16 protein-coding genes are annotated in these 17,244 nt (G+C 71.4%); 12 read left to right on the forward strand and 4 right to left on the reverse strand.

Features of this window, described 5'->3' with window-relative positions:
• Positions 1-65: 65 nt before the first annotated feature.
• The 6 genes from rimO to KCH48_RS24205 all read left to right on the forward strand — a co-directional run bounded on the left by rimO (position 66) and on the right by KCH48_RS24205 (position 4,473).
• Positions 66-1,538, forward strand: a complete 1,473-nt coding sequence (gene rimO, locus KCH48_RS24180; RefSeq protein ID WP_210576811.1) for a 30S ribosomal protein S12 methylthiotransferase RimO — start codon at positions 66-68, stop codon at positions 1,536-1,538.
• Positions 1,535-2,296, forward strand: coding sequence for a CDP-diacylglycerol--glycerol-3-phosphate 3-phosphatidyltransferase (pgsA, locus tag KCH48_RS24185; RefSeq protein ID WP_210576812.1), 762 nt, complete (start codon positions 1,535-1,537; stop codon positions 2,294-2,296). Before rimO ends, pgsA begins: the two co-directional genes overlap by 4 nt.
• Complete coding sequence (locus KCH48_RS24190; RefSeq protein ID WP_210576813.1) at positions 2,293-2,838, forward strand: CinA family protein; 546 nt, start codon at positions 2,293-2,295, stop codon at positions 2,836-2,838. The genes pgsA and KCH48_RS24190 overlap by 4 nt, the downstream gene beginning before the upstream one ends.
• Before the next feature lie 109 nt (positions 2,839-2,947).
• Positions 2,948-3,328, forward strand: a complete 381-nt coding sequence (locus KCH48_RS24195; RefSeq protein ID WP_210576814.1) for a helix-turn-helix domain-containing protein — start codon at positions 2,948-2,950, stop codon at positions 3,326-3,328.
• A 184-nt stretch (positions 3,329-3,512) separates the two neighbouring features.
• Entirely contained in the window at positions 3,513-3,983 is a 471-nt protein-coding gene (locus tag KCH48_RS24200) for a Dps family protein (protein ID WP_210576815.1), read from the forward strand.
• A gap of 211 nt (positions 3,984-4,194) precedes the next feature.
• Complete coding sequence (locus tag KCH48_RS24205) at positions 4,195-4,473, forward strand: hypothetical protein (protein ID WP_210576816.1); 279 nt, start codon at positions 4,195-4,197, stop codon at positions 4,471-4,473.
• On the opposite strand, the gene KCH48_RS24210 is transcribed toward KCH48_RS24205, so the two are convergent.
• The 3 genes from KCH48_RS24210 to KCH48_RS24220 form a co-directional block, all read right to left on the reverse strand.
• The gene (locus tag KCH48_RS24210) at positions 4,421-5,185 is read right to left on the reverse strand and encodes an SDR family NAD(P)-dependent oxidoreductase (RefSeq protein ID WP_210576817.1); all 765 of its coding nucleotides are present in this window, start codon (positions 5,183-5,185) and stop codon (positions 4,421-4,423) included. The two genes, KCH48_RS24205 and KCH48_RS24210, sit on opposite strands and share 53 nt — an antisense overlap.
• A gap of 78 nt (positions 5,186-5,263) precedes the next feature.
• On the reverse strand, positions 5,264-6,103 hold the full coding sequence (locus tag KCH48_RS24215; RefSeq protein WP_210576818.1) for an Fpg/Nei family DNA glycosylase: 840 nt from the start codon (positions 6,101-6,103) through the stop codon (positions 5,264-5,266).
• 161 nt (positions 6,104-6,264) lie between these two features.
• Positions 6,265-11,268: an ATP-dependent helicase gene (locus KCH48_RS24220; RefSeq protein WP_210576819.1), complete on the reverse strand. Its 5,004-nt coding sequence runs from the start codon at positions 11,266-11,268 to the stop codon at positions 6,265-6,267.
• Positions 11,269-11,361: 93 nt separating this feature from the next.
• On the opposite strand from KCH48_RS24220, the gene KCH48_RS24225 reads away from it, so the two are divergent.
• The 3 genes from KCH48_RS24225 to KCH48_RS24235 are packed head-to-tail and all read left to right on the forward strand — an operon-like array spanning position 11,362 to position 13,276.
• Positions 11,362-12,324 carry an AraC family transcriptional regulator gene (locus KCH48_RS24225; RefSeq protein ID WP_210576820.1) on the forward strand — a complete coding sequence of 321 codons (963 nt, stop codon included), beginning with the start codon at positions 11,362-11,364 and terminating at the stop codon, positions 12,322-12,324.
• Positions 12,225-12,971, forward strand: a complete 747-nt coding sequence (locus KCH48_RS24230) for an AzlC family ABC transporter permease (RefSeq protein WP_210576821.1) — start codon at positions 12,225-12,227, stop codon at positions 12,969-12,971. The genes KCH48_RS24225 and KCH48_RS24230 overlap by 100 nt, the downstream gene beginning before the upstream one ends.
• Complete coding sequence (locus tag KCH48_RS24235) at positions 12,968-13,276, forward strand: AzlD domain-containing protein (protein WP_210576822.1); 309 nt, start codon at positions 12,968-12,970, stop codon at positions 13,274-13,276. The genes KCH48_RS24230 and KCH48_RS24235 overlap by 4 nt, the downstream gene beginning before the upstream one ends.
• 6 nt (positions 13,277-13,282) lie before the next feature.
• On the opposite strand, the gene KCH48_RS24240 is transcribed toward KCH48_RS24235, so the two are convergent.
• On the reverse strand, positions 13,283-14,227 hold the full coding sequence (locus tag KCH48_RS24240) for a hypothetical protein (RefSeq protein WP_210576823.1): 945 nt from the start codon (positions 14,225-14,227) through the stop codon (positions 13,283-13,285).
• Positions 14,228-14,307: 80 nt separating this feature from the next.
• Between KCH48_RS24240 and KCH48_RS24245 the strand changes: the two genes are divergently transcribed.
• The 3 genes from KCH48_RS24245 to recA all read left to right on the forward strand — a co-directional run bounded on the left by KCH48_RS24245 (position 14,308) and on the right by recA (position 17,240).
• On the forward strand, positions 14,308-14,502 hold the full coding sequence (locus tag KCH48_RS24245; RefSeq protein ID WP_210576824.1) for a DUF3046 domain-containing protein: 195 nt from the start codon (positions 14,308-14,310) through the stop codon (positions 14,500-14,502).
• A gap of 60 nt (positions 14,503-14,562) precedes the next feature.
• Positions 14,563-15,849, forward strand: coding sequence for an AI-2E family transporter (locus KCH48_RS24250; protein WP_307840929.1), 1,287 nt, complete (start codon positions 14,563-14,565; stop codon positions 15,847-15,849).
• 263 nt (positions 15,850-16,112) lie between these two features.
• Positions 16,113-17,240 (forward strand): recombinase RecA, encoded by a 1,128-nt coding sequence (recA, locus tag KCH48_RS24255; protein WP_210576825.1) that lies wholly within the window; start codon positions 16,113-16,115, stop codon positions 17,238-17,240.
• The last annotated feature ends 4 nt before the right edge of the window (positions 17,241-17,244 follow it).

A 17,244-nucleotide genomic window follows, 5' to 3' on the forward strand; every position in this document is an offset into this window, starting at 1 on the left:
GGTTGGCCAAGATCGGCCAACCCCGTCGACGTGGGGTGTCAGTGGGACGAAGTAGTCTTGAGCCCATGCCTGAACGCCGTACCGTCGCACTCGTCACCCTTGGCTGCGCCCGTAACGAGGTGGACTCGGAGGAGCTCGCAGGCCGCTTGGAGGCGGACGGCTGGGAACTCGTCGAGGACGCTGAGGACGCGGATGTCGCCGTCGTCAACACGTGTGGCTTCGTCGAAGCCGCCAAGAAGGACTCCGTCGACGCCCTCCTCGAAGCCAATGACCTCAAGGGGCAGGGCAGAACCCAGGCCGTCGTGGCGGTGGGCTGCATGGCCGAGCGGTACGGCAAGGAGCTGGCTCAGGCGCTGCCGGAGGCCGACGGCGTGCTCGGCTTTGACGATTACTCCGACATCTCCGACCGGCTCCAGACCATCCTGAGCGGCGGCATCCACGCCGCCCACACCCCGCGTGACCGGCGCAAGCTGCTGCCGATCAGCCCGGCGGAGCGCCAGTCGGTGTCCGACGTCGCCCTGCCCGGCCATGGCGCTCCGGCCGACCTGCCGGAAGGCGTGGCTCCGGTCTCCGGTCCGCGTGCGCCCCTGCGCCGCCGTCTGGATGGCTCCCCGGTCGCCTCGGTGAAGCTCGCCTCCGGCTGCGACCGGCGCTGCTCCTTCTGCGCGATCCCGTCCTTCCGCGGCTCCTTCATCTCGCGCCGGCCCAGCGATGTGCTGAACGAGACACGGTGGCTGGCCGAGCAGGGCGTCAAGGAGATCATGCTGGTCTCCGAGAACAACACGTCGTACGGCAAGGACCTGGGCGACATCCGGCTGCTGGAGTCCCTGCTGCCGGAGCTCGCCGAGGTCGACGGCATCGAGCGGGTGCGCGTCAGCTATCTGCAGCCGGCCGAGATGCGCCCCGGGCTCATCGACGTCCTGACGTCGACCGAGAAGGTCGCGCCCTACTTCGACCTGTCCTTCCAGCACTCCGCCCCCGACGTGCTGCGCGCGATGCGCCGCTTCGGCGACACCGACCGCTTCCTGGAACTGCTCGACACCATCCGCAGCAAGGCCCCGCAGGCCGGCGTGCGCTCCAACTTCATCGTGGGCTTCCCCGGCGAGACCGAGGCCGACCTGGCCGAGCTGGAGCGATTCCTGAACGGCGCGCGGCTGGACGCCATCGGCGTCTTCGGCTACTCCGACGAGGAGGGCACCGAGGCGGCGACGTACGACCACAAGCTGGACGAGGACGTCGTCGCCGAGCGACTGGCACATGTCTCCCGGCTGGCCGAGGAACTCGTCTCGCAACGCGCGGAGGAGCGCGTGGGCGAGACCGTGCAGGTGCTCGTCGAATCGGTCGACGGGGAGGAGGGCGCGTACGGCCGCGGTATGCACCAGGCGCCGGAGACGGACGGCCAGGTGCTGCTCACGAGCGGCGAAGGCCTCGGCGTCGGTCGTATGGTCGAGGCGAAGGTGGTCGGTACGGAGGGTGTCGACCTGGTGGCCGAGCCGCTGCAGGGCTCGCTCGGATACGGAGAGGAGGCGACCAGATGACGGGAGTCCCGGCGTCCGCCGCAGGCGGCTCCGCCAAGGCGAAAGGACCGGTGACCTCGGCACCGTCGGTCTCCGGGGGTGCCTCCGCGTCCGTCTCCGGTGGTGCCTCCGGTGCATCGGGCGGTGCCAAGTCGGCGCGGGGCGGAAAGCTGGCCGCCGCAGCCGTCGACCAGGCCAGCGTCTGGAACATCGCCAACCTCCTGACCATGCTCCGGCTGCTCCTCGTTCCCGGCTTCGTCGCGCTGATGCTGGCCGACGGCGGCTACGACCCGGCGTGGCGCTCGCTCGCCTGGGCGGCCTTCGCCATCGCCATGATCACGGACCTGTTCGACGGTCATCTGGCGCGCGCGTACAACCTCGTCACCGACTTCGGGAAGATCGCCGATCCCATCGCCGACAAGGCGATCATGGGCGCGGCGCTGATCTGTCTGTCCGCCCTCGGCGATCTGCCGTGGTGGGTGACGATCGTCATCCTCGGCCGGGAACTCGGGATCACCCTGCTGCGTTTCATCGTCATCCGGTACGGCGTCATTCCGGCGAGCCGTGGCGGCAAGGTGAAGACCCTCACCCAGGGCGTCGCGGTCGGGATGTACGTCCTGGCGCTCACGGGATGGCTCGCCACACTGCGGTGGTGGGTGATGGCGGCGGCGGTTGTTCTGACCGTGGTGACCGGGCTCGACTATGTGAGACAAGCCATTGTGCTGCGCAGGCAGGGAATCGCCGAGCGCAGGGCCGCGTCGGAGGAGGCGGACGCATGAATTCCGCAGCTGACGAGCTGGTGAGACTACTCACTGTGAGGGGAGAGACGCTGGCCGTCGCCGAATCCCTCACCGGCGGGCTGGTTGCGGCGGAAATCACAGCGGCACCAGGAGCGTCCAAGGCCTTCCGGGGATCGGTGACCGCCTATGCCACCGAGCTGAAGCATGAACTGCTCGGTGTCGACGCCACCCTGCTGGCGCAGCGCGGAGCGGTGGATCCGCAGGTCGCGGCCCAGATGGCGGCTGGAGTGCGCAAGGCGCTGGGCGCCGACTGGGGCCTCGCGACGACCGGTGTCGCCGGTCCGGAACCCCAGGACGGGCAGCCCGTCGGCACGGTTTTCATCGCCGTCGACGGCCCCTTCGCAGCGGACTCCGCGGCAACCGATGGCGGGAAAGTGGCCTCGCTGCGGTTGAACGGCCACCGGGCGGAAATTCGTATGGAGAGTGTACGGAGCGTACTCGCTCTGCTCCTGCAGCAGCTTGCGAGCGAACAGACTGGGAATGAGCGGGCACAGGATACGGAACAGAACGGGGGGTTTTGATGTTTGCAGCCCTGAGTGAACACGACATCGCTCCCCGCACGGCCGCGGCGCAAGGCGGTACGGTGGGGCGTGAAGGATGCGGCTACGCGGTCCGAGGAGGGAGCCACCGATGATTCTGCTCCGTCGCCTATTGGGTGACGTGCTGCGTCGGCAGCGCCAACGCCAGGGCCGTACTCTGCGCGAAGTCTCCTCGTCCGCCCGAGTCTCACTCGGCTATCTCTCCGAGGTGGAGCGGGGGCAGAAGGAGGCTTCCTCCGAGCTGCTGTCCGCCATCTGCGACGCGCTGGACGTACGGATGTCCGAACTCATGCGGGAAGTGAGCGACGAGCTCGCACTCGCCGAGCTGGCCCGATCCGCTGCGGCCACTTCGAGCGAGTCCGTACCCACGTCGGTGCGTCCGATGCTGGGTTCCGTATCGGTGGCCGGTGTGCCACCGGAACGGGTGACCATCAAGGCGCCTGCCGAGGCCGTGGACGTGGTTGCCGCGTGAGTCATGCGCCTGCGCGCATGAGCTGACCAAGTGTGTGAAGCCCCGGTCGGGGCTCCTCCGGAAGATCCGGGGGAGCGCTGCCGGGGTTTTCTCGTCCCTGCAGGTCCCTTTTGGTCCGTTTGCCGGTGTCGGGCAGGCCGGTCATGGTGGAGAGATGTGACGGGGCGACCCAACGGAGGTTCGGATGTACGTCGTCAAGAGCCCGCTGTCCGACGCGGATCTGAAGACCGTGTCCGAGGCGCTGCAGGGCGCTCTCGTCGACCTGGTCGACCTGGCCCTGGTGGCCAAGCAGGTCCACTGGAACGTGGTCGGCCCGCGCTTCCGCTCCGTCCATCTTCAGCTCGACGAGCTGGTGGCCCTGGCCCGGACGCACTCCGACACCGTCGCCGAGCGCGCCTCGGCGCTGGGTGTCTCGCCGGACGGGCGCGCGGCGACGGTGGCGGTCGGCAGCGGTATCGGTCCGGTGCGCGAGGGCTGGGTCACGGACGGCGATGCGGTGGCCACGCTGGTCGATGCCCTGGGTGCGGTGATCACTCGCATGCGGGACCGGATCAAGGCGACCGCCGAGCCCGATCCGGTCAGCCAGGACATCTTCATCGGGATCACCGCGGACCTGGAGAAGCAGCACTGGATGTTCCAGGCCGAGAACGGGTGACGCGGTGCTGCTTGCGGAATGTTCCGCGCCGCAGGTCTGTGGCGTGGTCGTGCTCGCGGGACGACCCGGCCCGCGAGCTTGAAAGCGCCGTGCTTGACGGGGGTCGTGCCTCCTGGGTGTGACGGCATTGGCCTGTGCTGCATCCGTGTGCCGCGGGTGCGCCCTCCCGGCGGGTGAGGCGGCCCCCTAGCGTCGGGCCGGAGGTGGTGCCATGACGGGGTCGATAGGGCGCTGGGGGGCGGCCCTCGGGCTCGGGGTGCTGTGGTGGTGGGCCGTGCTGCGGCTCGCGCTGGCGCCCGATGCCGGGGTGCTGGAGGGCGCCGTCGCCGCCGGGGGATGGGGGCTGAGCCTGCTGCCGGTGCACTGTGTGCCGAAGGCGCGGGCGGCAGGCGCCGTGCGGGCCGGGCGCTGGCGGGAGGCCTGGCGGGTGGCCCTCACTACCAGGGCATCGCCACCCCGCCGTTCGGGCGCAGGATCTGGCCCGTCGTGAAGGCCGACGCGTCCGACGCCAGATGCAGGACCGTGTGGGCGACGTCCTCCGGCTCGCCGACCCGGCCCAGTGGCGACCTCCGGGCCATCAGCGACTCGGTGCGCGCCTGGGCCTCGCTGTCGTGGCGGTCCGTCATGGGTGTGCGGATCCAGCCCGGAGCGACCGCGTTGACGCGAATGCCGTTCCGGCCGACCTCGGCCGCCAGAGTCTTCGTCAGCTGGACGACGGCCGCCTTGGCGGCGCCGTAGCAGAGCAGGCCGGGGCCGCCGGTGTCGACGGCTCCCGACGCCATGGTGATGATGCTGCCCCTGATCTGCTGGGCGAGCATCAACCGGGCGGCCTCCTGGCAGGCGTACAGCACGCCTTTGAAGTTGACGTTCAATACGCGGTCGAGGTCTTCGTCCCTGGTGTCCAGGACGGGGCTGCTGTGCATGATTCCGGCGACCGCGGCCATGACGTGCAGATGCTCGCAGGAGTGGACGGCCTGCTGGAGCTGCGTGCGGTCGGTGACGTCGAGAGCGTGCGTGTGGGCCACGCCTCCCGCGTCCTTGATCAGGGTCGCCGTCTCGTGCAGGCCCTGTGCGTCGCGGTCCGCGCAGTGCACGGTGGCTCCCGCCTCCGCGAGCAGGACCGCCGAGGCCCGGCCGATTCCGCCGGCGGCGCCGGTGACGAATGCGGTGCGTCCGGTGAGGTCGTACGCCTTGACGGGCATGAAGGGACGGTACGAGGGTTTCTGACGGTCCGTCAATTAGTTGCACGGGGGCGGGTTCCGTCGCATCTGCCGGTTCGTTCAGTCGTACGAGGGTGGGTTCCGTCTCCTGCGAGAGGTGCCGGGCGCCGGGGCGGGGCCGGCCTGGCACGTCGGGCACCAGTACGTGGGGCGTTCGCGGCGGCCGTCGCCCTGGTCGGCCACGCGGATCGGGGTGTGGCAGCGGAGGCAGGGGCGGGGTGCGCGGCCGTACACGAAGAGATCCTGGCCGCGGCGGCCCGTGGTGATGCGGACAGGGCGGTCGCGGTTGGCCTCCAGGAGTTGCTTGGCGAGGACGGGCAGCTGGGCGGCGTGCTCGGAGGGGAGGGCGCCGATGGGGAGCCAGGGGGTGGCGCCGAGCAGGAAGCAGAGCTCGCTCTTGTAGACGTTGCCGATACCGGCCAGATTGCGCTGGTCGACCAGGGCCTCGCCGAGGGGGCGGGCGGGGTCCGCGAGGAGGTTGACCAGAGCGCGGTCGGGGTCCCAGTCCGGCCCCAGGAGGTCGGGGCCTAGGTGGCCCACGGCCCGGTGCTCGTCGGTCGTGCGGAGGAGCTCCAGGACGGGGAGGCGGTAGCCGACGGCTGTGTGGGCGGCTGCGCCGAGGATGGCGCGGATCTGGTGGGCGGGGCCGCCGGTCCAGCGCTGGCCCGCGTCGAACACCTTCCAGGAGCCGTCCATCCGTAGGTGCGAGTGGAGGGTCAGGCCGCCCTCGAGGCGGGTCAGCAGGTGCTTGCCGCGGGGCGTGACCTCCAGGACGGTCCGGCCGGTGAGGTCGGCGGTGGCGAATTTGGGGACCCGGAGTTCGCTCCGGGTCAGCATCTGGCCCGCGAGCGCGCCGTGCAGGCGCCTTGCGGCTTGCCAGACGGTGTCTCCTTCGGGCATGTGGGTCCGTTTCTCCTTCGGGGGCGTCGTCCTCGACGGGGGTTGCCTTGGTGCTCCGACGAGGGCCGGCGTCGTGGTGCTCCGGCGAGGGCACCGTCGTGGTGCTCTGATGAGAGCTGCCGTCGTAGTGCTCCGATTCCTTGCCCGTGCGTGCGGGTGGGTCAGGCCCGCAGTCTCAGGCCCCTGGGGGTGGCGATGAAACCGGATCCTTCCAGGAGGCTGCCGAGGGGGGAAGTCAGGGCCGAGGCGCCGTTGACGCGTTCCACCGTGACCGTGCCGAGGGAGCCCGCGCGGGCGGCCGTGGCGAGGGCGTCGGCGGCCTCCCGCAGGCGTGGGTCGTCCGTGGCCGCGCTGTCCGGGGTGGAGGGCCAGGCCAGGAGCGTCTTGCCGCCGCGCTCCATGTAGAGCGTCAGCTCGCCGTCGACGAGGACCACGAGGGAGCCCGCCTTGCGACCCGGCTTGTGACCGGCGCCGGTCGGGGGCTCGGGCCAGGGGAGCGCGGCGCCGTACGCGTTCGCGGGGTCGGCGGCGGCGAGGACGACGGCTCGGGAGTCGGAGGTGGGGCGGGTGCGGTGCGGGGTCGTACGAGGCGGCGGGAAGTCGCGCGGTGATGTGTACTCGTCGCGGGAGCGGGGGGAGTTGGGGCGGGAGGCGTGGGAGCGGGGGGTGTGGGAATGGGGGGTGCCGAAGCCGTCTTCGAAGGCGGGGGAGCCGTAGTCGTGGCCGGGGGTGGGGCCGAAGTCACGGCCGGGGATGGGGCCGTAGCCACGGCCGGGAGTGGCGCCGTCGGTTTCCTCGAAGCCGTCCGCTGTGGAGCCGTCGGGCGCGTCGAAGCCGTCCGGCGTGAAGCCGTCCAGCGGCTCGAAGGCAACGGGCGGGAAGTCGTGGGAGGCGTTGTGCGGCTGGGGCGGCAGGGCCTCGCCCCGGTCTCGGGCGGACGCCACCGCGCGGAGGCGGTCGACCGCGCCGTCCATGGCGAACTGGGCGGCGCCGAGGCCTTCCACCACGTAGCCGCGCCTTGCCTGGCCGCTGTCTTCGAAGGCGGACAGGATGCGGTACGTCGCCGAGAAGCCGCCCTCGACGCCTTCGGCGGAGACGGCTCCCCGCGTCACCACGCCATGCCGGTCGAGGAGGGTGCGGGCCAGGGCGTGGGCGCGGACGGTGGGGTCGGGCTCGCGCTCCGGGAGCAGGGACCAGCGCCCGGCGACCGTCGGAGGGCCGGTGCGGGAGGCGGGGCGGGCGGCGGCGGTCAGCGAGCCGTAACGACCGCGCGGGACCGTGCGCTTGGCGCGGTGGGCCGTGGAGCCCGCGGTACGGCCCGAGCCCAGGAGGGAGCGCATGGGGGTGAGGGTGTCGTTCGTCAGACGCCCCGACCAGGCGAGGTCCCAGATGGCGTCGGCCAGTTGAGGGTCCGTGGCGTCGGGGTGGGTGGTGGCCCGGACCTGGTCGGCGATCTGGCGGAAGAACAGGCCGTAGCCACCGGAGAGGGCGTCCAGGACGGACTGGTGGAGCGCGGTCAGTTCCAGGGGATGCGGGGGCGGCAGGAGCAGTGGGGCCGCGTCCGCGAGGTAGAGGGAGATCCAGCCGTCCTTGCCGGGGAGCGCGCCCGCGCCGGCCCAGACGATCTCTCCGGCGGTGGTGAGTTCGTCGAGCAACGCGGGCGTGTAGTTCGCGACGCGGGACGGCAGGACGAGCTTCTCCAGAGCCGATGCCGGTACGGACGCGCCCTGCAACTGCTCCACGGCACGCACCAGTCCGTCGATGCCGCGCAGTCCGTGGCCCTTGCCGATGTGCTGCCACTGGGGCAGGAACTGGGCCAGCGCGGGCGGCGATACCGGCTCCAGTTCATGCCGCAGCGCGGCCAGCGAACGGCGCCGGAGACGGCGCAGGACCGCCGCGTCACACCACTCCTGACCGATGCCGGCGGGGTGGAACTCCCCTTGTACGACCCGGCCGTTCGCCGCCAGGCGCTGCAACGCGCCCTCGGTGACCGCCACGCCCAGGCCGAAGCGGGCCGCCGCGGTGGCCGAGGTGAACGGGCCGTGGGTGCGGGCATACCGGGCGAGGAGGTCGCCGAGCGGGTCCTTGACCGGCTCGGTGAAGGCCTCCGGGACGCCGACCGGCAGCGCCGTGCCCAGCGCGTCACGCAGACGGCCCGCGTCCTCGATCGCCGCCCAGTGGTCGGCGCCCGCGATCCGGACCCGGATGGCGCGGCGCGCGCCGGCCAGGTCCTGGGCCCACTGCGGTTCGGCGCCCCGCTCGGCCAACTCGGCCTCCGTCAGCGGGCCGAGCAGGCGCAGCAGGTCGGCGACGCTCTCGGCGTCCTTGGCGCGGCGGTCCTCGGTGAGCCACTGGAGTTCCTTCTCCAGCTCGGTGAGCACCTCGGCGTCGAGCAGTTCGCGCAGCTCCGCCTGGCCGAGCAGCTCGGCCAGCAGCCGCGAGTCCAGAGAGAGGGCGGCGGCGCGGCGCTCGGCGAGCGGGGAGTCTCCCTCGTACAGGAACTGGGCCACGTACCCGAAGAGGAGGGAGCGGGCGAAGGGGGAGGGCTCGGGGGTGGTGACCTCGACCAGGCGGATCTTGCGGGACTCCAGGTCGCCCATCAGCTCGACGAGTCCGGGGACGTCGAAGACGTCCTGGAGGCACTCGCGGACCGCTTCCAGGACGATCGGGAACGAGCCGAACTCGCTGGCCACCTGGAGCAGTTGGGCGGCGCGCTGGCGCTGCTGCCACAGGGGGGTGCGCTTGCCGGGGTTGCGGCGCGGCAGCAGCAGGGCGCGGGCGGCGCACTCGCGGAAACGGGACGCGAACAGCGCCGAGCTGCCCACCTGGTCGGTGACGACCTGGTCGACCTCGCCCTTGTCGAAGACGACGTCCGCCGCGCCGACCGGCGCCTGCTCGGCGTCGTACTCCGTGCCTGCCTTCATCGGTGCCTGGTCGAGCAGGTCCAGGCCCATGATGTCGGCGTCGGGCAGGCGCAGCACGATGCCGTCGTCGGCGTGCATGACCTGGGCGTCCATGCCGTACCGCTCGGAGAGCTTGGCGCCGAGCGCCAGCGCCCAGGGGGCGTGCACCTGGGCGCCGAAGGGGGAGTGGACGACGACCCGCCAGTCGCCGAGCTCGTCGCGGAACCGCTCCACGACGATCGTGCGGTCGTCCGGGATGTGGCCGCAGGCTTCGCGCTGTTCGTCCAGGTAGGACAGAACGTTGTCCGCGGCCCAGGTGTCCAGGCCCGCGGCGAGCAGGCGGAGGCGGGCGTCGTCCTTGGACAGGGAGCCGACCTCGCGGAGGAACGCGCCGACCGCGCGGCCCAGTTCGAGCGGGCGGCCCAGCTGGTCGCCCTTCCAGAAGGGGAGCCTGCCCGGTACGCCCGGCGCGGGCGAGACCAGAACGCGGTCGCGGGTGATGTCCTCGATGCGCCAGGAGCTGGTGCCGAGGGTGAAGACGTCCCCGACGCGGGACTCGTAGACCATCTCCTCGTCGAGCTCGCCGACCCGGCCGCCGCCCTTCTTGGGGTCGGCTCCGGCGAGGAACACCCCGAAGAGGCCCCGGTCGGGAATCGTGCCTCCCGAGGTGACGGCGAGGCGCTGGGCGCCGGGGCGGCCGGTGATCGTGCCGGCGACGCGGTCCCACACCACGCGCGGACGCAGCTCCGCGAAGGCGTCGGACGGATAGCGGCCCGCGAGCATGTCGAGTACGGCGGTGAACGCCGACTCCGGGAGCGAGGCGAAGGGTGCGGCCCGGCGGACCGTGGCGAGGAGGTCGTCGACCTGCCAGGTGTCCAACGCCGTCATGGCGACGATCTGCTGGGCGAGGACATCCAGCGGATTGGCCGGCACCCTCAGCGACTCGATCGAGCCGGTGCGCATGCGCTCGGTGACCACGGCCGCCTGAACCAGGTCGCCGCGGTACTTCGGGAAGACCACGCCGGTGGAGACCGCGCCCACCTGGTGTCCCGCGCGGCCCACGCGCTGGAGGCCGGACGCGACGGACGGCGGGGATTCGACCTGGACGACGAGGTCGACGGCGCCCATGTCGATGCCGAGCTCGAGGCTGGAGGTGGCGACCACGGCCGGGAGCCGTCCTGCCTTGAGGTCCTCCTCGACGAGGGCGCGCTGCTCCTTGGAGACCGAGCCGTGGTGGGCGCGGGCGATGACGGGTGGGGCGCCCTGGGCGGCTCCCGAGCCGCCCATGAGTTCGGCGGGGGCGTGGTGCTCGCCCAGGGGTTCGCCGGTGGCCCGCTCGTAGGCGATCTCATTGAGCCGGTTGCACAGGCGTTCCGCGAGGCGGCGGGAGTTGGCGAACACGATCGTCGAGCGGTGGGCCTGCACCAGGTCGGTGATGCGCTCCTCCACATGCGGCCAGATCGACGGGCGCTCCGCCCCTTCGCCGCCGTCGGCCACCGGGGAGCCGCCCAGTTCGCCCAGGTCCTCGACCGGGACGACGACCGAGAGGTCGAATTCCTTGCCGGACTTGGGCTGGACGATCTCCACCTTGCGGCGGGGGGACAGATAGCGGGCCACCTCGTCGACAGGGCGGACCGTGGCGGAGAGGCCGATACGGCGGGCGGGCTTCGGGAGCAGTTCGTCGAGACGCTCCAGGGAGAGCGCGAGGTGGGCGCCGCGTTTGGTGCCGGCCACCGCGTGCACCTCGTCCAGGATCACCGTCTCGATGCCGGTCAGCGCGTCGCGGGTGGCCGACGTCAGCATCAGGAACAGGGACTCCGGGGTGGTGATCAGGATGTCCGGGGGACGCGTGGACAGGGCGCGGCGCTCGGCGGCCGGGGTGTCGCCGGAGCGGATGCCCACCTTGACCTCCGGCTCGGGCAGGCCGCGACGCACGGATTCCTGCCGGATGCCGGTCAACGGGCTGCGGAGGTTGCGCTCGACGTCGACCGCCAGGGCCTTCAGCGGAGACACATAGAGGACACGGCAGCGCTTCTTCGGGTCGGCCGGCGGGGGTGTGGAGGCGAGCTGGTCGAGGGCGGCGAGGAAGGCGGCCAGGGTCTTGCCGGAGCCGGTGGGGGCCACCACCAGCACGTCCGAGCCCTCCCCGATGGCCCGCCACGCGCCCGCCTGGGCCGCGGTGGGCGCGGAGAAGGCCCCCGTGAACCAGCCGCGGGTCGCGGGGGAGAAGCCGTCCAGGGCTCGATGTGCGGAGCTGACCATGCGTCCATCCTGCACCCGGCCACTGACAATCGCTCTGACCTGCGACGACATAGCCGGCGGCGGGCTGGGCGGGGGTGTGGTGAGAATGGGGGCATGGCCGGATCGGGTGAGCGGGCGCGGCACTGGCAGTACGCGGAGCTGCCCGGTGTCGATCTGCTGCGGGCCCGGTACATCCACAAGACCTTCGTGCGGCACACGCACGAGAACTTCGTCATCGCCGCCATAGCCGAGGGCGTCGAGGTGTTCCACCACCGTGGCGCCGACGAGTACGCAGGCCCCGGCGCGCTCGCGCTGGTCAACCCGGACACCGCCCACACGGGCCGCGCGGGCGTGCCCGAGGGATGGCGGTACGGCGCTGTGTACCCCTCGCCGGAGGTCGTCGCCGAGATCGCCGCGGAGACCACGACGATCCGCGGTACCCCCGGCTTCATCAGTCCCGTGGTCGACGACCCGTACACCGTGAGCCTGGTGCATCAGGTGCTCCGAGCCGCCGACGAGGGCAACGCGCTGGCCGCCGACACCCTGCTGAGGGTCGCGGTGACCCGGCTGCTCAGGCTGAACGGCGGGCCGCTGCCGCGGCGAGACCCGCGGACGGCAGGTTCTCGGATCGCGGCACGCGCGCGTGCCGTACTGGAGGAGCGGATGGCCGAGCCGCCGACTTTGGAGCGGCTGGCGGCCGAGTTCGGAACCAGTCCCTTCGCCCTGCTACGGGCTTTCCGGGCCGCCTACGGGATGCCGCCGCACGCCTGGCTCACCGACGCGCGCGTGCGGCGGGCGCGACGCCTGCTGGACGCGGGTTCGACGCCGGCCGAGGCGGCCGTGGCGGTGGGATTCACCGACCAGCCCCATCTGAACCGCCACTTCAGCCGGATCGTGGGGGTCCCTCCAGGGGCGTATCGGCGTGAGCGCAAGAACGTACAAGACGCACAGCAGGGGCTGCGCCTACCGTCCCAGGCGTGGCAGATCAGACAGCTCTCCCGGAGATACGCGCCGGAGCAGAAGACAGGACCGACGCCGCCGTCGTCCGCGACGCCCTCGGAGTCGGAGTCGCTGTAGGACTGTCCGGGTTCGCCTTCGGGGTGACCTCGGCCGGCAGCGGGCTCACGCTCCCGCAGACCTGTGCGCTGAGCCTTCTGGTGTTCACCGGCGCGTCCCAGTTCGCGCTGGTGGGGGCACTGGCGGCGGGCGGCAACCCGCTCACGGCGGCCGCGGGTGCCTTCTTCCTCGGCGTGCGCAACGCCTTCTACGGACTGCGGCTGTCGCAGTTGCTGGCACTCCCGCGCGCGGTGCGGCCGTTCGCCGCCCAGTGGGTCATCGACGAGACGGCGGCCGTGGCGCTCGCGCAGCCGACGCGACGCAGCGCCCGTATCGGCTTCGCCGTCACCGGACTGACCCTGTACGGGCTGTGGAACCTCACCACGCTGCTCGGCGCGCTGGGGGCCGAAGCCATCGGCGACACGGACGCGTGGGGGATCGACGCGGCAGGGCCGGCCGTCTTCCTGGCCCTGCTCGCGCCGATGCTGAAGTCCACCACCGAGCGGGCCGTGGCCGCTCTCGCCGTCGTCCTGGGCCTTGGCCTCCTGCCCGTCCTGCCCGCCGGAGTGCCGGTCCTGGCGGCCGCGCTCGCGGCACCGGTGGTGCTCTTCCTGGCGGGGCGGCGCAGGGGCACCGTACGCAATGAGGCGGAAGAGGAGGCCCGTTGAACATCTGGATCGCGATCGCCGCGACCGCTGTCGGCTGCTACGCCGTCAAGCTCGCCGGACTGCTCGTGCCCGCGGGTGCCCTCGAGAGGCCGCTCGTCAGGCGACTGGCAGCCCTGCTGCCCGTCGCCCTCCTCGCCGCGCTCACGGCCCAGCAGACCTTCGCCGACGGCCGAGCTCTGGTGTTGGACGCCAGGGCCGCCGGTCTCGCCGCGGCCGCTGTCGCACTGGTGCTGCGCGCTCCGTTCCTGTTGGTCGTCGCGGCGGCCGTGGTGGTGACGGCCGGGGTGCGCGCCGTGGGCGGGTGACCGGGCTCAGCCGATGGTCCGGCCGTACGCCCTGAGGGTGCGCAGTGCCTCGATCGTCACCATGGGGCGTGCCTCCAGTGCCGTGCCCGGTGCCCACTGGCGCCAGGTGATCGGCCAGCCGCCGTCCTCCTGCTGCCGGCTCGCCAGGTGGTCCAGGGAGCGTTCCATCTCCTCGTCCGTGAACCACGCGCGCGAGAGAGAGCCCGGGGTCCTGGCGTAGTCGTACGGGAAGTGATGCTCGCCCGGGGCGTAGCCGGGCGCGACCGGGAAGGCGTCGAGGTGCTCCGGGTCCAGTGCCGCGAGCCGGTGCTCGCGCACCAGGCGGCCGAGACGGTCGGCGGCCGCCTCCGCGCGCGGGCGGTCGGGCGCGGAGTCCAGGAAGGCCACGGCCGCCTCGATCTCGTACGGATGGGACTGCTTCAGGGACTCGACCGTGTGCCAGCAGAAGTCCGTGGCCCGGAACAGCCAGGCGTGCCACACCTCGTTGCGGTGCAGCAGGCCGACCACCGGTCCGGTGGCCAGGAGTTCGCTGGGCGGGTCGTCGACGATCGGCACGAACGGAGCCGTGGGGTAGCCGCGCTGGGCGGGATGGACGGACGGCAATGCGCCGTCCGCGGTGGAGACGGAGGTCAGATAGCGGCACACGCGCTCCACCCGCTGCCCGGCGCAGCGTCCGATGGAGTCCAGCACGCGCAGGGCGTGACCGGTGTGCAGGGGCTGGCTCACGGGGCCGCGCAGATCGGGATCCAGCGCATGGCCGTACCCGCCGTCGTCGTTGCGGTAGGCGTCGAGCGCGGTCTCCACGGGGTCGGGGCTGCCGTGCAGGAAGTGGTGGGCGAACAGGCGCTGTTCCAGCACGCGCGCGGTGAGCCAGACGAACTGCTCGGCGCGGAACAGCGGGGAGTGCGCCGGGGGCGTCGGGGGGAGTGGGGAAGCTCCGGATTCGGCCATGCGACAGACCGTAGGGCGCGACGCGGTCCCGGCAAGGGCTCCCGGCCGAGGCCCACTCTCAGGGGCGGGATACTGGAGTCATGCGGTTGACGGTCTTCTGGCAGCGGATGGCTGACCACTTCGGTCAGGGATACGCCGATACGTTCGCGCGCGACCACGTGATGGCGGAGCTCGGCGGGCGCACGGTGTACGGGGCGCTCGATGCCGGCTGGGAGGCCAAGGACGTGTGGCGCGTGGTTTGCGCGGTCATGAACGTGCCACAGGACAGGCGCTGACAGGTCACGAAGATCGCAGGACAGGGTTCGATTGTCGGTGCAGTGGGCGAGACTTGCTCCGTGGCACGCACTGACGAGACCGGCCAGGTCACCCCGCAGGCATCCCCGTTGGGCACGACGCCGCCCACCCGGCCCCCGGCCGGCGGCGCCGGGCCGAACGCCCGCATGCCGCGCTGGCTGCCGCGCGCCATGCTGCTCGCGCTTGCCCTCTTCGCCGTGTTCCAGCTGGGCAGTTGGGCCTTCCATGAGCTCACCGGCCTGCTGATCAACATCCTCATCGCGTTCTTCCTGGCCCTGGCCATCGAGCCCGCGGTGAGCTGGATGGCGGCGCGCGGGATGCGCAGGGGACTGGCCACCTTCCTCGTCTTCTTCGCCGTGATGATCGCGGCCGCGGGGTTCGTCACGCTGCTCGGTTCGATGCTCGCGGGGCAGATCATCAAGATCGTCGAGGACTTCCCGAACTATCTCGACTCCGTGATCAACTGGGTCAACGCGCACTTTCACTCCGATCTGAAGCGGGTGGACGTCCAGGAGGGCCTGCTCCGTTCCGACTGGCTGCGCAGCTACGTGCAGAACAGCGCCACCGGCGTCCTGGATGTATCCACCCAGGTCCTGGGAGGCCTGTTCCAGCTGCTCACGATCGCGCTGTTCTCGTTCTACTTCGCCGCGGACGGCCCCCGGCTGCGGCGCGCGATCTGCTCGGTGCTGCCGCCCGCCCGGCAGGCCGAGGTGCTGCGCGCCTGGGAGATCGCCGTCAACAAGACCGGCGGCTACATCTACTCGCGCGGCCTGATGGCGCTCGTCTCCGGAGTCGCGCACTACATCCTGCTCCAGATACTGGACGTGCCGTACGCGCCCGTGCTCGCCGTGTGGGTGGGCCTGGTGTCGCAGTTCATCCCCACCATCGGCACCTATCTCGCGGGCGCCCTGCCGATGCTGATCGCCTTCACGGTCGATCCCTGGTACGCGCTGTGGGTGATGATCTTCGTCGTGATCTACCAGCAGTTCGAGAACTACATGCTGCAGCCCAAGCTGACCTCGAAGACCGTCGACATCCACCCCGCGGTCGCCTTCGGCTCGGTCGTCGCGGGCACCGCCCTCCTCGGTGCCGTCGGCGCGCTGATCGCCATCCCGGCGGTCGCCACGCTGCAGGCGTTCCTCGGGGCCTATGTGAAGCGGTACGACGTCACGGACGACCCCCGTGTCCATGGGCACCGGAGAGGGCAGTCCGGGCCCGGCCTGTTCATGCGGGCGCGTGAGCTGTGGGTGGGCAGGCCTCGGACGAGCACTGACTCCCCGACGAGCACTGACTCCCGGACGAGTGCTGAGTCCCGGCCGGACAGCTGAATCCCGGCGGATCCGGCGGATTCGGGGCGTTGTCGGGCCGTGAACGTAGGCTCGGAGGTGTCACGTGGTGCGCTTGACACGAAAATCGAACATCCATTCTTATGGAAGCTCCGGCGAGGCTCTCGACGGGGATTTCCATCGGGTTTGGATGGAGAAGTGCCCGAGTTATCCACAGGCCGGACGGGCGTCGGGGCGCATTGTCAGTGGCAGGCGTTAGCGTCTTTGACGTGAAGCGATCGACTCAAGCAAACCGGGTGGAACCCATGGCAGGTACCGACCGCGAGAAGGCACTGGACGCCGCGCTCGCACAGATTGAACGGCAATTCGGCAAGGGCGCGGTGATGCGCCTCGGCGAGCGGCCGAACGAGCCCATCGAGGTCATCCCCACCGGGTCGACCGCGCTCGACGTCGCCCTCGGCGTCGGCGGCCTGCCACGCGGCCGCGTGGTGGAGGTGTACGGACCGGAGTCCTCCGGTAAGACCACGCTGACCCTGCACGCGGTGGCGAACGCCCAAAAGGCGGGCGGTCAGGTCGCCTTCGTGGACGCGGAGCACGCCCTCGACCCCGAGTACGCCAAGAAGCTCGGCGTCGACATCGACAACCTGATCCTCTCCCAGCCGGACAACGGCGAGCAGGCGCTGGAGATCGTGGACATGCTGGTCCGCTCCGGCGCCCTCGACCTGATCGTCATCGACTCCGTCGCCGCGCTCGTCCCGCGCGCGGAGATCGAGGGCGAGATGGGCGACAGCCACGTCGGTCTGCAGGCCCGTCTGATGAGCCAGGCACTGCGGAAGATCACCAGCGCGCTCAACCAGTCGAAGACCACCGCGATCTTCATCAACCAGCTCCGCGAGAAGATCGGCGTGATGTTCGGCTCGCCGGAGACCACGACCGGTGGCCGGGCGCTGAAGTTCTACGCCTCGGTGCGGCTCGACATCCGTCGCATCGAGACCCTGAAGGACGGTACCGACGCGGTCGGCAACCGCACTCGCGTCAAGGTCGTCAAGAACAAGGTCGCGCCGCCCTTCAAGCAGGCCGAGTTCGACATCCTCTACGGCCAGGGCATCAGCCGCGAGGGCGGCCTGATCGACATGGGCGTGGAGAACGGCTTCGTCCGCAAGGCCGGCGCCTGGTACACGTACGAGGGCGACCAGCTCGGCCAGGGCAAGGAGAACGCGCGCAACTTCCTCAAGGACAACCCCGACCTGGCCAACGAGATCGAGAAGAAGATCAAGGAGAAGCTGGGCGTCGGCGTACGCCCGGAGGAGCCGGCCGCCGAACCGGGCGCGGACGCCGCGGTCTCCGCCGCCGCTGCCGACGCCGCGAAGACGGTGCCCGCGCCGGCTGCCGCCAAGGTCACCAAGACCAAGGCCGCGACCGCCAAGAGCTGACGCC

The organism is Streptomyces sp. GESEQ-4 (assembly GCF_017948455.1).
Lineage (GTDB): Bacteria > Actinomycetota > Actinomycetes > Streptomycetales > Streptomycetaceae > Streptomyces.